Genomic DNA, 14,691 nt, shown 5'->3' with positions numbered 1-14,691 from the left:
CCCTTGCGCCAGCGCTCCCACATGACCGCTTTCTGACTGTCTGTATAGTAGATCCGCCGCCTCTGTTTCATTGCAACACTCCTCGCTGCTATGCAGCTTCAAGTGTGTTGCATCGACGGGTTGAATCCGCACACGAAAGCGGACATTTCTATGTAGCCAAAAGCGGACATTTCAATCTAGCTGCTACAACCAAAATTGTCGATAATTCACGTTATGTCAAATCAAAAAGACAACCTTCGGAAACTTGATCGACGGTCCAGCGGCTACCGAAATCGCCTCCGCTTGCACTGCTGCATTGGTATTGTACGTAACGACCTTGCCGTGAACTCCCCGGCCTTTGGCTGAAATGCTCCGCCTGCTCGCGCTTGAAGTGCTGGATCGACGGCAAACCGACCGCGAACCTCATCTGCGGAATTCGAAGCAAATTCTTTTCGGGAAATCAAACAATGCGTCGCCTGTCAGGAACGATTGGATTTGCTTTCGCTGGGCTTGTCAGCATCGTCGCATGGTCAGCGGTCGATAGTCGTCTATGCACGGTGATCGAGCATTGGTGTACGCCACCGGCCGGAACGTGTGGCGGCGGCGTCGACGCATGCCCTGCAACAACATACGCCACAATCGAGCTGTTCGGATACTTGTTTGGGCCGCCCATCCTGTTCGCCGTGCTCGGATTCTTTTTGTTTTCTCGTCGCAGACCAACCCAAATCGTATTCGCATACCTTGTCGGTGCCGCTGCCGCTCAATGGATTCTCTGGTTTCTCGGGATACGCGTTCTCCACATTTGACGTGTCTAGATCGAAACATGACCGGACATGTCAGCTATCCGCAGACATTTCGAGCAGGGGGTTGAGTATTTGCAGGACCTCGGCAACGCCTACAGTCCTTGAACCCTCGGCTACTTCAACACGTCGACCGATCCAAAACGTGTGTGGATACGCCTCGGGAGACAAAAGCCAGACCTCCGCCTTACGTTGCTGCCCCGTACAGATGCCAGTTGCATCCATGAATTCATGATGTGTGGATGACCAGTAGTCATCACGCACCTTGTAGATTGGGCGATAGCCCGAGATGACCTTTTTCAATGAGCCATCTGATCTACGTGCCTTCAGGGAGAAATTTACGATCAGATCCGGTGGGCTGGACGGACGCGTCATATCGTTACCTGCGGATAGCCGGGTGCCTAGGTTCCCGATTGTCACCAACTTTGCTCGTCGCGTCGAATGTCTGCAACTGGCCGACTCTGTTGCCGCCCTTCTCCGTGCGGCAAGACCAGCGGTCAGGGAGTTTTTCCACACTATCGGCCGCCACCGGCCTCCCGATAACGGGCCGCGTCAAAGACAGAAGCAAGACCCTTCCCGTTCGCAGCGGCCGAAGCTACAAGGTTTCGTAGCATGGCTGGTTGCGAGATACTGCGCTAATCGCGGCCCACTTGCTTAAGCCACGCATTTAATTCACGCGTACGATCACGCGTTCTGTCTGTTTCGCATGTCAGCAGATCAAGATTGCGATCTGCGCCTGCCTCGTTTATCAGATACCAAGCGGTACACTCGTTGACGAGAAAACGGACCCATTGCCGCTGAGCCTCGACAAATTTCACCTTGAGTTCCGGATAGTTGACGTACTCATCTCGTGGCCGAGACATCGACTTCAAAACCTTTTGGTACGTGCGGTTCAATTCGTTGTCTGCTTGCTGATATTCATCCTGGCTACGCTGCAGCAAGCACTCGGGCGCAACGCTGTCAGGTGTGCAACTCTGCGCTTGCGCAGCGGGGAACCACGAAAATGTCAGCGCCATGGCGACGCCGAGCGCTGCGCGACGCGGGCTGGACGTCGACACGTGGATATGCATTCTTGCTCCCGTTCCTGTTTTTTCCGTTCATATGGCGATCCGGGCAAATCCGGTATGCCGTTCGACCACCCGGCAACCTGAAAAAAACAGCACGCACCAGGCAAGCACCCACCCCACCCCCGATCGCGCACGGCACCCCAACCGAGCACCGCGCGCGACCGGTCGACCATCAGACCGCCATCACCGTCACCGACTTCGTGACGAGATACGGCTCGAGCGCTTCCGGCCCGCCTTCCGACCCGTAGCCCGAATCCTTCACGCCGCCGAACGGCATTTCCGGCCACGGCGTCGCCGGCTGGTTGATCCACAGCATCCCGACTTCGAGGCGCTGCGTCAGCAGGTGCACGTTCGCGAACGAGCGCGTGAACGCATAACCGGCCAGACCGAACGGCAGGCGGTTCGCTTCCGCGATCGCCTCCTCGAGCTTGTCGAAGCCCCGAATGGCCGCGACCGGGCCGAACGGTTCGTTGTTGAACACGTCGGCGTCGAGCGGCACGTCCGCGATCACGGTCGGCGCGAAGAAGTTGCCTTCCGAGCCGATCCGCTCGCCGCCCGTCTCGATCCGCGCACCGACCTTGCGTGCGTTGTCGACCACCGACGCCATCGCGGTCAGCCGGCGCGGGTTCGCGAGCGCGCCCAGCGTCGTGCCTTCCTCGAGACCGTTGCCGACCTTCAGCCCCTCCGCATGCTTGACCAGCGCACGCGTGAATTCGTCGCGGATGCTGTTGTGCACGAGGAAGCGCGTCGGCGAAATGCAGACCTGCCCGGCGTTGCGGAACTTCGCACCGCCGGCTGCCTTCACCGCGAGCGCGACGTCGGCATCCTCGGCGACGATCACCGGCGCGTGGCCGCCCAGCTCCATCGTCGCGCGCTTCATGTGCAGGCCGGCCATCGCGGCGAGCTGCTTGCCGACCGGCGTCGAACCGGTAAACGTGACCTTGCGGATCACCGGGTGCGGAATCAGGTACGACGAGATCTCAGCGGGATCGCCGTACACGAGGCCGATCACGCCGGCCGGCACGCCTGCGTCGACGAACGCGCGCAGCAGCGCGGCCGGCGATGCGGGGGTCTCTTCCGGCGCCTTCACGAGGAACGAGCAGCCGGTCGCGAGCGCGGCGCTCAGCTTGCGCACGACCTGGTTGACCGGGAAATTCCACGGCGTGAACGCGGCGACCGGGCCGACCGGCTCTTTCACGACCGTCTGCTGCGCGCCAAGGTTGCGCGGCGGCACGATGCGGCCGTACACGCGGCGGCCTTCGTCCGCGAACCATTCGATGATGTCCGCGGCCGACAGCACTTCGACGCGCGCTTCGGTGAGCGGCTTGCCCTGCTCCTGCGTCATCAGTTGCGCGATCGCGTCGGCGCGTTCGCGCACCAGCGCGGCCGCCTTGCGCATCGTGGCCGCGCGCTCGTGCGCGGGCACCTTGCGCCACGCCTCGAAGCCGCGTTGCGCGGCGGCGAGCGCACGGTCGAGATCGGCGATGCCCGCGTGGGCCACCTTGCCGATCGGCTTGCCGGTCGCCGGGTTCACGACGTCGATCGTCTTGCCGCTCGCGGCGTCGACCCACTCGCCGTCGATCAGCAGTTGCGTATCCGTATAAGTCACGTTAGCCATCCAGACACCCCTACATTGCGTCGATAAAACGCGCGCTGCCGCGAACGGCCGCGCGCGGGTTGACAAAAAACCAGGCCGCCGGGGCAGGCGCGCCCCCGGCGGTACTGACGGCCGGCACACGGGCCTGCCGTCGTTCCGCATGAGGCCGCGCTCAGCGCGCGGCCGCCATCGCCTTGCGGAGTTTCGCGACGTCCGCCGGCTGCACGGCCGGCGCACCGTTGTTCCAGCCGGCGCGCATGAACGTCAGCACGTCGGCGATCTGCCGGTCGTTCAGCTGGTTCGAAAACGCCGGCATCGGATACGCGGACGGCACGCCGTCGATCACGAGCGTGTCGCTGCCGTTCAGCGTCACGTTGATCAGCGACGCGGCATCGGCCTCGAGCACGTTCGGGTTGCCCGCGAGCGGCGCGAGCAGCGGCGCGTAGCCGCGCCCGTCCACGCCATGGCAATGCAGGCAGTAAGCGTTATACACCTTCGCGCCCGGATCGGTTGCCGGCCGGCCCAGCGCAGCCTGCGTCGCCTTCGGATCATAGCGGTAAGGCGGTGCGCCTGTCCCTCCGGCGGCCGGCAGCGTTTTCAGGTAGCGGGAAATCGCCGCCAGATCGTCGTCGGTCAATGCCTGCGTGCTGTGGTTGATCACGCTCACCATCGAGCCGAACGCGGTGGCGTGGCGGTTCGCGCCGGTCTTCAGGAACTGCGAGACGTCGGCCTCGTTCCAGCGGCCGAGCCCCGTGTTGTACTCGCCGGTCAGGTTCGACGCAAACCAGTTGTCGATCGGCGCGCCGGACAGGAACACGCTGCCGCCCTCGTCGAGCGCCTTCTCCTGGAAGCCGACGCCGCGCGGCGTGTGGCACGACCCGCAGTGTCCGAGCCCCTGCACGAGATAGGCGCCGCGATTCCACAACGCGTCCCGGGCCGGCTTGTCGGCATAAGGCGTCGTGTCGAGGAATACCGCATTCCACAACGCGAGCGGCCAGCGCATGTTGAGCGGCCACGGGATGTCGGACGGCCGGTTCGCCTGCTTCACCGGTTCGACGCCGTGCATGAAGTACGCGTACAGCGCCTTCACGTCGTCGTCCTTCAGCTTTGCGTACGACGGATACGGCATCGCCGGATACAGGTGATGGCCGTCCTTCGCGACGCCGGCGCGCAGCGCGCTCGCGAACTCGGCTTCCGTATAGCCGCCGATGCCCGTGTCCGGGTCGGGCGTGATGTTGGTCGTGTAGATCGCGCCCATCGGCGTGACCATCTTCAGGCCGCCGGCGAACGGCGTGCCGCGCGGCGCGGTGTGGCACGCGACGCAGTCGCCGGCTTTCGCGAGATACGCGCCGCGCGCGACGAGCGCGCTGTCGGCCAGCGCCGTTTGCGCGGCATGCGCGGCGGTGCCGGCCGACACCGCCGACAGCGCGAGCAGCGACGCGCCGAGCACGTTCAGGGTGAGGTTTCGCATGATCGTCCCTCCCCTCATGCCGTCTTCAACTGGTCGCCGACCGGCAGCTTGCGCAGCCGTGTGCCGGTGGCCGCGAAGATCGCGTTGGACAGGGCCGCCGCCGTCGCGGCGGTGCCCGGTTCGCCGATTCCGCCCGGTGCCTCGCCGCTCTTCACCAGATGAACCTCGATGGGCGGCGTCTCGTTGATGCGCAGCATCCGGTAGTCGGTGAAATTGGTCTGCACGACGCGGCCGTCCTCGATCGTGATCTCGCCGTACAGCGCGCCCGTGATCCCGAAGATGATGCCGCCCTGCACTTGCGCCTCGATCGTGTCCGGATTGACGACCATCCCGCAATCGACCGCGCAGACGACGCGCTTCACCTGCACCTCGCCGTTGTCCACCGCGACGTCGACGACGATCGAGAAGAAGCTGCCGAACGCGTGCATGACCGATACGCCGCGCCCTTGCCCCTTCGGCAGCGACGGGCCCCAGCCGGCCGCCTTCGTCGCGACGTCGAGCACGTTGAGCGCGCGCGGCGTCTTGCCGAGTAGCGCGCGACGGTATTGCACGGGGTCGGTCCTGGTCTGTGTGGCCAGTTCGTCGATGAAGCTCTCGACGACGAACGTGCTGCGCGTCGGCCCGACGCCGCGCCAGAACGCGGTCGGCACATGGCGCGGCTCCTGCCGCACGTAGTCGATCAGCTGGTTCGGCAGGTCGTACGGCAGATCGGCGGCGACCTCGACCGCGTCGGGATCGACGCCGTCCTTGAACGCCGGCGGGGCGAAGCGCGCGAGGATCGACGAGCCGACGATCCGGTGCTGCCACGCGATCGGCTTGCCGTTCGCGTCGAGGCCGGCCGAGATCCGGTCGTAGTAGTACGGCCGGTACATGTCGTGCTGGATGTCCTCCTCGCGGGTCCACACCACCTTCACGGGCGCGTTGACCTGCTTGGCGATCTTCACGGCCTGCGCGATCATGTCCGTCTCGAGCCGCCGGCCGAAGCCGCCGCCGAGCAGATGGTTGTGCACGACGATCCGCTCCGGCGCGAGGCCCGTAAGCTGTTGCACGGTATCGCGCGCCCGCGTCGGCACCTGCGTGCCGACCCAGATCTCGCAGCCGTCGCTACGCACCTGCACCGTGCAGTTCACCGGCTCCATCGTCGCGTGCGCGAGGAGCGGCTGCTCGTACACGGCGTCGATGCGCGTCTTCGCATTCGAGAAACCCTTGGCGACGTCACCGTCCTTGCGCGCGACCGCGCCCTTGCCGTTTGTCGCGGCCTGCGCGAGATCCGCGACGATGTCCTTCGTCGACACCTTCGCGCCCGCGCCTTCGTTCCACTTCACGACCAGCGCCGACGCGCCCCGCTTCGCGGCCCACGTGTGATCGCCGACCACCGCGACCGCGTTGTCCGCGCGGACGACCTGGCGCACGCCGGGAATCTTCTTCGCGGCGGTGTCGTCGACGCCGGCGACCGTGCCGCCGAACACCGGGCTGTTCACGATCACCGCGTACAGCATGCCGGGCAGCCGCACGTCGAGCCCGAACTGCGCGGTGCCGTCGACCTTCTCCGGCGAATCGAGCCGCTTCGCGGGCGTGCCGATCAGCTTGAAATCCGCGGGTTTCTTCAGCACGACATCCTTCGGCACCGGCAGCTTCGCCGCCGCATCGGCGAGCTGGCCGTACGAGGCGCGCCGGCCGCTCGGCGGATGCTGCACTTCGCCGTTCGCGGCGCGGCAGGCGGCCGGATCGACCTTCCACTGCTTCGCCGCCGCCGCGACCAGCAGCGTGCGCGCCGTCGCACCCGCGCGGCGCAGCGGTTCCCACGCGTAGCGTATCGACGTCGAGCCGCCGGTGAGCTGGCCGCCGAGCAGCGGGTCGAGGAACAGCTTCTCGTTCGGCGGCGCATGGTCGAGCGTCACGCTCGACAGCGGCACTTCGAGTTCCTCGGCGATCAGCATCGGCAGCGCCGTATAGACGCCCTGCCCCATCTCGACCTTCGGCATCACCAGCGTGACCTTGCCGGCGCGATCGATCTGCACGAACGCGTTCGGCGCGAATACGCCGGCCTGCGCGGGTTCGGCCGCGTCGCCGCCGATCACCGAGCGCCGCGCATCGTCCCCCGCCGCCGGCAGGCTGAAGCCGAGCAGCAGGCCGCCGCCGGCCGCCGCGCCGAGCGACATGCCGAGTTTCAGAAACGACCGGCGCGAGACGCCCGCACCGGCCCGACCTGCTTCGATCAGTCCGCGCGACATGTCGGCCTCCGCAACGTGGATTCAACAAGGCTGACCGCTCCCGCGGCGGGCAGCGCACCAGGCGAGCATGAGAACAGGTTCATCTCAGGCCCCCTGCGCGGCTTGCTTGACCGCCGCGCGAATCCGGTTGTACGTGCCGCAGCGGCAGATGTTGCCGGCCATGGCCGCGTCGATGTCGGCGTCGGTCGGGTTCGGGTTCGACGCGATCAGCGCGGTGGCGGCCATCACCTGCCCCGACTGGCAGTAGCCGCACTGGACGACGTCGAGCTCACGCCACGCCTGCTGGACCTTGTGGCCGGCCGGCGTCGCGCCGACGGCCTCGATCGTCGTGATCCTGCGGCCCGCGACGGCCGCGACCGGCAGCACGCACGAGCGTGCGGCGACGCCGTCGAGATGGACGGTGCACGCACCGCATTGCGCGATCCCGCAACCGAACTTCGTGCCGGTGAGGCCGACGACGTCGCGCAGCACCCAGAGCAGGGGCATGTCATCGGGGACGTCGACCGGGTGGGTTGCGCCGTTGATGGTGAGGGTAATCATTCAGCCTCCGGGGCCGGTATTGGGGGAATCGGCGCGATGGACGCGCCGTGCGGTGTTGTCGTTGTTGTTGTCGTCGCGCCGGGCGCGACGGGTGCCGCGCGGCCCCCGGGAGAAGCGGGCCGTCGCGGTGTTCCTGCGCGGTTATCCGGCCACGTCGAGGTTCGACAGCACCCGGATGACCGGCGGCGCGGTGAACCAGTCCGCCGATTTCTCGCTGAATTCGCCGAAGTGCGGGCTCGCGAGATGCGCATCGAAGGCGGCCTGGTCGTCGTAGATCTCGTACAGATGCAGATCAGGCGCACCGTCCTGCGCGCGGAACAGGTCGTAGCGCCGGTTGCCCGGCTCGGCGCGCGTCCTGGCGACCAAGTTGCGCAGTTCGGCCTCGGCGGCCTGTGCATGCTCGGGCTTCACGAACAGGGAAGCAATCACGTGAAGGGCCATCTTGTCACTCCTTTCCGGACGGAATCGGGAAAACCGCCGGCCGGCGTCTGGCGATGCCGGCGGGCGGCCGTTTGTTGCTGCGAACCGTTACCGTCGTGTCAGGCCAGTTCGTCCGGGCCCACGCGCACGACAACCTTGCCGAAGTTCCGGCCGGCGAGCAAGCCGATCAGCGCTTGCGGCGCATCGGCGAGATCGGGGACGACGTCCTCGCGCGTCTTCACCTTGCCCTGCGCGACCCATTCGCGCATGTCCTTCATGAACGATGCAAGGCCGGTGGCATAGTGATCGCGGATGATGAAACCCTGCATGCGGATGCGCTTGCGCAGGATCGTGCCGATCAGCGCCGCCACGCGGTCCTGGCCGGTCGGCAGCGCGGTGTCGTTGTAATGCGCGACGATCCCGCAGACGGGCACCCGCGCGTGATCGTTGAGCAACGGCCACACCGCATCGAACACGGCCCCGCCGACGTTCTCGAAATAGACGTCGATGCCGTTCGGGCATGCGTCCTTCAGCTTCGCGGCCAACGCGGGATCGCGATGGTCGACGCACGCGTCGAAGCCGAGCGTGCCGGTCACGTAGGCGCACTTGTCGGCGCCGCCGGCAATGCCGACCACGCGGCAGCCCTTCAGCTTCGCGATCTGGCCGACCACCGAGCCGACCGCGCCGCTCGCCGCCGCGACGACCACGGTTTCGCCGGCCTTCGGCTCGCCGATCGTCAACAGCCCCGTATAGGCGGTGAAGCCGGGCATGCCGAGCACGCCAAGCGCGTACGACGGATGCGCGAAGTCGCGGCCGAGCGGAATCAGGTCGCGGCCGTCGGACAGCGCGTAGTCCTGCCACCCCGCTCCCGCGACCACCAGGTCGCCTTCGCGGAACGCGGGCAGGTTCGACGCCACGACCTGGCTAACCGTGCCGCCGACCATCACGCCGCCGAGTTCGACCGGTGCCGCATAGGACGGCGCGTCGCTCATCCGGCCGCGCATGTACGGGTCGAGCGACAGCCAGACCGTGCGCAGCAGCACCTGGCCGGCGCCGGGCGTCGGCACGTCAGCGGATTCGGCGCGAAAGTTGCCCGGCGTCGGCGCGCCGACCGGGCGCGAATTCAAAACGATCTGGCGGTTTGCGGTCTTGCTTTGCGGCATGTATGCCTCCGTCAACAGGAATGGGCGTGCCTCGCGGGCACGATCGGATCAGCGGTGTAGCAGCGGAAGGTGCACGCGGGCATCGGCAGCGGCGGCCGCGTCGCGGTTGCTCGGGTGCGGGGGGATCGTCGGAGCAGCGTAACGCGGCACGGTACGTTCGTCATGCAAGAATCAAGTAGACCAGTCGTCTAGAATAAGGGTAAAAACAAGGCGCGCCCATGCGCGCCCGTCTTACGGCTGTCCGTCGTCGAGCGCGGCCGGCGGCAGGTTCAGCATGCGCCGCGTCTCGACCATCGCCCTTTCGAGCGGCTTGCGGTTGCGATGAATCTTCTCCAGCAGCGTCGCGCCCAGCCACAGCTCGTACAGGATCGCGGCCGTGTGCGGCGGATCGTCGACTGCGCTCAGCGAGCCGTCCGCCAGCCCCGCCTCGATGCCGCCGGCGAGCCGCTCGATGATCTGGCTCGTGCCCTGCCGCAGCACCGCGCGCATCGCCTCCGACAGGTCCGACACTTCCGCGCCGAGCTTCACCGCGAGGCACTTGCCTTCCGGATCGTCCGCGCACTGCGTGTGCAGCCAGTTGCCCCAGTACGTCATCAGGCGCTCGGCGCCCGTGCCGGCCTGGCGCTTGAGCAGGTTGTCGAGATGCGCGAGATAGCCTTCGAAATACGACTCGAGCAGCGCCTCGCCAAATGCCTCTTTCGAACCGAAGTAATGGTAGAACGAGCCCTTCGGGATCCCCGCCGCAGCGAGAATCTCGTTCAGGCCGACGGCCGAAAACCCCTTGTGGAGCATGATCGGCTTGGCGATATTCAGGATGTGCTGGCGGACTTCCGCGCCTGAAGATGCATTCATGATGGCGTATGTTAGCAACGATTAGACCGGTCGTCTAGTAACGTCGAACCGGCATGTTGAGCGGCACTTTACCCGATCCCCGCCGGGCGCCCAATGCCCGGCGGCGTCCGTTCCGGCCTGCCCGCGCATGGCGGCGTGCGCGCCGTCACATCAGCGACTTGGTTTCGTCGCGGGCGTTTCATCGATTTCCCGGATAAATACGCGCGGCGCATGTGCCGGCAGGTGCCGTATCCCGGCCGGCATTGCACACGTGTGCAATGCGCCGGATCGTCGTTGCCTCCTCTCGAACCCGTGACCAGGAACGCCCCATGACCGCTTCGAAACCCGAACGCCCGTCCGCGCCGAATCGCCGGCGCTTCATCCAGCGCGGCGCCGCGCTGACCCTGTCGCCGCTCGTTGGCTCGCTGGCTGCCTGCGGCGGCGACGGCAGCCCGGCATCCGCATCGTCGTTCGCCGCCGCCGGCGCGGCCAACGCGTCCACGCGCAGCTACGGCATCGCCGACCGCTCGATCACGATCAACGTCGTCAACGCGATTCCGTCGTCGACGCTCGCCTTCGGCAGCGCGGCGAGCCAGAGCGGTTCGATACCGCAGGCGTCGCAGGCGCAGATCGCGACCGGACAATCGACCGCCGTGAGTGCGTCGAACAGCTGGGGCGACTGCACGGGGTCCTTCGGCCTGGCCGGCGGCGACGCGTCGTTCGCGATCTCGTACACGCACCCGTTCGGATCTCAGCCGACCACCGTCAGCGTCACGCCGTCGGCCGGCTATGTGTCCGGTGCGGACGCCGCCACGTTTCCCGGACACGACTCGGTCGCCAATCTCACGCTGTATCGCGGCGTCCCGACCGCGAACGGCGCCTGGGTCGTTCCGCTTGCGCAGCTCGCGACGCCGCCGGCCAACAACTGCCAGGATTTCGCGAACAGCATGTTCGGCGCCAACGTGCGCACGGCCGCGGCGATCCAGTCCGCTTACCAGGGCACGGGGCCGCTCGGTTACGTGCCGCCCGCCGATTTCACCGGCGGCCAGCTCGCGGGGTTCGTCGCGCAATGGGTGCAGCGCTGGCAGAGCGGCGCCGCGTACGGCGTGCTGCCAGCGACCGACGCGCAGCTCATCGACGCGCTGAAACAATACGTGTCCAGCGCATCGAGCACCGGCCCGCTGACGATGTGGGTGCCGCAGATCGCATGGCAGGCCGGCTCCGATCCGGCCGTCTTCGCGCTGACGGGCTACCGGGCGTTTCCGTTCGTCGATGCGCAGGGCAACTGGATCGCAGGCACGCTGTCCGCGTTCCTGACGCTGCTGGCGGCCGGCTCGCACATCGTCGCGATCAGCGCGACGAGCGACCTCCCCGCAGGCGTCACGATGCAGGCGTTCGACAGCTTCATGGGTGCAAGCGGGCTGACGACGTCGACGGATATCGGCAACTCGCACTACGCATCGGTGCTGAATACGACCGGCCGTTACTACCTGAGCGTCGGCAGCGATTTCGCGCCGGCGAACTGCGGCCTGATCCTGTCGTTCCTGTACGGGCGCACGGTCAACAACCTGCTCGCGGGCGCCGGCACGTACAACACGTTCATTCAGCTCGAAGGCTGGCAGGCCGGCGGCTCGCGCCACAACGCCGACTACGCGACGTATCAGCAGACGCTGTGGAATATCTCGACGTACGGCGCGTCCGCATACAGCGAGAAGCGCGCGACGTCGATCTTCCTCGCGCCGGCGGGCTGGACGCCGCAGGTCTATCAGACGACGCGGATGATGCCGTACGTCGGCGCCTATGCGCAGTCGAACGGCACGCCGCAGAGTTGGCTGAACACGTCGCTCGTCACGATTCCGGCGGATGCGCCGCCGCTGCCTTCCAGGTACGTGCTGAGCTGAGTCGAAGCGGCAGCCGGACAGGCGGTCGGTCGGGCGGGTGGCATCCCGCCGGCTTCGCCCGTTCGGTTGCCGGCCGGCTTCGGCGTCAGCGCGATGCGTCGCCGGCGCGCTGCCTCGTGCGCGCCCGTCGATCGCTCCGTTGCGCGGCCGGAGCCGTCTTGACGCCGCGCGCCGGCGCCCGTCTCGCGAGCACGGCCATCTCCCGTCGCAGATCCTCGAGTTCCTTGCCGCGCGCCGCGTCGGTGGCCAGCGCGCCGTCGAGCTGCCCCTGGAGCACGCCGCATCGATGCAGCGCGTCGCCGAGCTGCGCCTGCAACGCGGCCGTGTCGTTCCGGTTCCGGGCGTCGCGCTGCTCGGCGCGCGATGCCATGGCGTCGAGTTCCTTTTGCAGCCGGGCGGCCGCGAGCCGCTCGCGATCGATCTCCTGAAGCGCCCGCTTCTCCGATGCGCGCAAGCGCTCCTCGGCGCGACCGGCGTCGTCGCGCAGGCGGTCGAGCTGAGTGGTGAAGTCGGCGCGCGCCTGCGCAAGGGCGCGATCGCCTTCCGCGTTGTCGGCCTTCAGGCGCGCCAGATCCGCCTGCAGCGCTTGCCGCGACGCATCGTCCGCCGCCCTCGCCTGCTCCAGTTCCTGGATACGCACCTGTGCGGCCAGCAACGCGGCCGTGCGTTGCTCCAGTGCCGTTTCGGTGCGCGCGAGTTCGGCCCGCAGCTTCGCTACTTCCGCGTGCGCTGCCGTCCGCTCGGCTTCGACGTCCGTACGCAGCGCGTCGAGCGCGGCGGCAGCGTCGGCGCTCGAGCGATTCCATAGCGTCGCGACCAGTTCGCCGGCCGCCGCCTGCAAATCGACCGGCAGATCGGGGTGCTCGATACGCACGCGACTCTTTTCCCGCAGCTCGGCCCAGAACTCGCCGAGGACGGCCGTCGGCGTGCTCATGCTGCCCTTGCGGACGAGCTGATACAGACGGTTCGCGGTGGGCGTGATGCCGAAGCGGAAGAACAGCAGCGCGCAGGCTTCGCGGTACAGCTCGCGGGTTTTGGGGAAGTCGGCCTTGAGGCGCTCGATTTCGGCGGTCAGGCGGGATTCGTCGGCGGCGAGATCGGACATGGTGGGGTTCACGGATGATTTGATGAATAATATAACGTAAACCAGTAAATATCTAATCATTCGCCCTCTGAATTTTGACATTATTTCTATAATGTCGAGATTGTGTGGTTCGGTGCCGTGTATGGAATGCGAGCTGTTTGTTTGTGCCGCTTTGCAGCCCTCGCATCTGCCGTCAGACTGGATTCAGCGCCCCAACCCTTGCCCAGAAGGGTCCGGCAGCTTCGCTGAGATACTCGAAGACGCGTCGCTTGCATCTGGAACATGGCATCGCCTGTTCGGCAACCGGCGCTGCGCTTTGTGGAAATGTATAACCGGACTCGGAGAGTGACGGGATGCCCTGCCCGTGCGGGCGCCGCAGGCACCGAATTCCGTACACCAGGTACGATGCCTACTCACCCTCGGAGAGCATGTGACGCCCTTGCGCTTGTACGTGGACACGGAGTTCACGGATTTTCTGGATTGCGATCTGATCAGCATCGCAATCGTGTCTGCCGACGGGCGGGAGTTTTACGGGGAGCGCTCCGATTTCGATCTCCGGAGCTGCAGCGAATTTGTGCGTGCGGCCATCCTGCCGCAACTGGGACAATTCCCCGACCGAGTGTTCCCTCGAGAGGAATTGCGCGATGCGTTGCTCGCGTGGCTCGATCAGTTCTCGGGCGAATCCAGGCCACGGATGCTGTGCTTTGATTACGGCGGAGACTGGGAACTGCTGGTTGATCTGCTGGAAGACATACCGGTGGGTTGGCAGGCGTGCCATCTCGGTGGCGCAGCGCTGGATCCCCACAAGATGGAAGCGTATTACCGCCAACACGGCGGACGGCATCACGCACTCCATGACGCCCGGGCAAATTGCTGCGCGGCGCTCGTGGATGTCTCCGGCCCGGATACCTGGCAGGCCGGCGCCACCGCCGGGCCTCTCCTTGCCACTACCGCCTGTCAGTCCGCACCGCCGTCGAGCAGCGCGAGCGCCGGCCGCGCCAGCCCTTCGAGCAATGCGCGCTCCGGCCGCGTGCGCGCAAGTACGCGAATGCCCAGGTGCACCCCGAGCAGCAGGTTCGCCAGATCGTCGGCCGAGCGGTCGGCCGGGATGTCCCCCGACAACTGGCCGGCGGCGATCTGGTTCCGGAAGAACGCCTGCACCCTGTCCAGCACGCCGGCGATCATCGTGCGGAATTCCGGGTCGTGCGGCGCGACCTCGAGCGCCGAATTGACCAGCAGGCACCCTTTTCGATCCTCATCGTCGACCGAACGGTCGATGATCTCGCGAAAGAAGCCCTTGATGATCTCGCGCGGCGGCAGCGTCGCCTCGAGCCGCGATTGGCGGTCGCCAAAGCTGCGTTCGACATAGTGCGAAAGCGCGCGCCGAAACAGCGAGCGTTTGTCGCCGAACGCGTTGTAGAGGCTCGCGCCCGTGATGCCCATGTCCTGCGCGAGCTCGCGCACCGACGTCGCCTCGTAGCCGTGGACCCAGAAGCGGTAGACCGCGGCGTCGAGCGCAGCCGATTCGTCGAATTCCCGTGGGCGGGCCATGATCGTGTTCCTCCTTGCCGGGCGCTCGTAACGCCCCGCATTGCAATGGGCCG

14 protein-coding genes are annotated in these 14,691 nt (G+C 66.5%); 2 read left to right on the top strand and 12 right to left on the bottom strand.

Going from position 1 to position 14,691, the window contains the following annotated elements:
- A partial coding sequence (locus tag GQ57_RS43865) for a hypothetical protein (RefSeq protein ID WP_235215132.1) occupies nucleotides 1-248 on the top strand: 248 nt, incomplete at its 5' end.
- A gap of 567 nt (nucleotides 249-815) precedes the next feature.
- Here the strand turns inward: GQ57_RS43865 and GQ57_RS42095 are convergent.
- From GQ57_RS42095 to GQ57_RS25910, 9 genes are all read right to left on the bottom strand, one after another.
- The gene (locus tag GQ57_RS42095; RefSeq protein ID WP_152603354.1) at nucleotides 816-1,154 is read right to left on the bottom strand and encodes a hypothetical protein; all 339 of its coding nucleotides are present in this window, start codon (nucleotides 1,152-1,154) and stop codon (nucleotides 816-818) included.
- A gap of 260 nt (nucleotides 1,155-1,414) precedes the next feature.
- Complete coding sequence (locus tag GQ57_RS40205) at nucleotides 1,415-1,849, bottom strand: lysozyme inhibitor LprI family protein (RefSeq protein WP_081896773.1); 435 nt, start codon at nucleotides 1,847-1,849, stop codon at nucleotides 1,415-1,417.
- A 169-nt stretch (nucleotides 1,850-2,018) separates the two neighbouring features.
- Nucleotides 2,019-3,464 carry an NAD-dependent succinate-semialdehyde dehydrogenase gene (locus GQ57_RS25940; protein ID WP_034199419.1) on the bottom strand — a complete coding sequence of 482 codons (1,446 nt, stop codon included), beginning with the start codon at nucleotides 3,462-3,464 and terminating at the stop codon, nucleotides 2,019-2,021.
- A 151-nt stretch (nucleotides 3,465-3,615) separates the two neighbouring features.
- The gene (locus tag GQ57_RS25935; protein WP_034199418.1) at nucleotides 3,616-4,914 is read right to left on the bottom strand and encodes a c-type cytochrome; all 1,299 of its coding nucleotides are present in this window, start codon (nucleotides 4,912-4,914) and stop codon (nucleotides 3,616-3,618) included.
- A gap of 14 nt (nucleotides 4,915-4,928) precedes the next feature.
- A complete protein-coding gene (locus tag GQ57_RS25930; protein ID WP_034199417.1) occupies nucleotides 4,929-7,148 on the bottom strand; it encodes a xanthine dehydrogenase family protein molybdopterin-binding subunit in 2,220 nt (739 codons plus the stop codon).
- An 84-nt stretch (nucleotides 7,149-7,232) separates the two neighbouring features.
- Nucleotides 7,233-7,688, bottom strand: coding sequence for a (2Fe-2S)-binding protein (locus tag GQ57_RS25925; RefSeq protein WP_034199416.1), 456 nt, complete (start codon nucleotides 7,686-7,688; stop codon nucleotides 7,233-7,235).
- Between the two features lie 141 nt (nucleotides 7,689-7,829).
- Nucleotides 7,830-8,129 carry a putative quinol monooxygenase gene (locus GQ57_RS25920; protein WP_031397475.1) on the bottom strand — a complete coding sequence of 100 codons (300 nt, stop codon included), beginning with the start codon at nucleotides 8,127-8,129 and terminating at the stop codon, nucleotides 7,830-7,832.
- Nucleotides 8,130-8,227: 98 nt separating this feature from the next.
- The gene (locus GQ57_RS25915; protein WP_034199429.1) at nucleotides 8,228-9,271 is read right to left on the bottom strand and encodes an NADP-dependent oxidoreductase; all 1,044 of its coding nucleotides are present in this window, start codon (nucleotides 9,269-9,271) and stop codon (nucleotides 8,228-8,230) included.
- A 231-nt stretch (nucleotides 9,272-9,502) separates the two neighbouring features.
- Nucleotides 9,503-10,123, bottom strand: coding sequence for a TetR/AcrR family transcriptional regulator (locus tag GQ57_RS25910; protein WP_031397473.1), 621 nt, complete (start codon nucleotides 10,121-10,123; stop codon nucleotides 9,503-9,505).
- Nucleotides 10,124-10,431: 308 nt separating this feature from the next.
- Here GQ57_RS25910 and GQ57_RS25905 point away from each other — a divergent pair, with 308 nt between their 5' ends.
- Nucleotides 10,432-12,003: a hypothetical protein gene (locus GQ57_RS25905; protein WP_034199415.1), complete on the top strand. Its 1,572-nt coding sequence runs from the start codon at nucleotides 10,432-10,434 to the stop codon at nucleotides 12,001-12,003.
- A gap of 85 nt (nucleotides 12,004-12,088) precedes the next feature.
- Here the strand turns inward: GQ57_RS25905 and GQ57_RS25900 are convergent, their stop codons facing one another.
- The 3 genes from GQ57_RS25900 to GQ57_RS25890 form a co-directional block, all read right to left on the bottom strand.
- Nucleotides 12,089-13,108 carry a DNA-binding protein gene (locus GQ57_RS25900; protein WP_034199414.1) on the bottom strand — a complete coding sequence of 340 codons (1,020 nt, stop codon included), beginning with the start codon at nucleotides 13,106-13,108 and terminating at the stop codon, nucleotides 12,089-12,091.
- Between the two features lie 388 nt (nucleotides 13,109-13,496).
- Nucleotides 13,497-13,931: a hypothetical protein gene (locus GQ57_RS44285; protein ID WP_326929191.1), complete on the bottom strand. Its 435-nt coding sequence runs from the start codon at nucleotides 13,929-13,931 to the stop codon at nucleotides 13,497-13,499.
- Between the two features lie 113 nt (nucleotides 13,932-14,044).
- On the bottom strand, nucleotides 14,045-14,638 hold the full coding sequence (locus GQ57_RS25890) for a TetR/AcrR family transcriptional regulator (protein ID WP_031397469.1): 594 nt from the start codon (nucleotides 14,636-14,638) through the stop codon (nucleotides 14,045-14,047).
- Nucleotides 14,639-14,691: the final 53 nt, after the last annotated feature.

The sequence above is a fragment of the Burkholderia sp. MSh2 genome (assembly GCF_000731655.1).
Classification (GTDB): domain Bacteria; phylum Pseudomonadota; class Gammaproteobacteria; order Burkholderiales; family Burkholderiaceae; genus Burkholderia; species Burkholderia paludis.
Note: the sequence above shows the minus strand (reverse complement) of the source record. Positions and strands in the feature narration are given on the sequence as shown.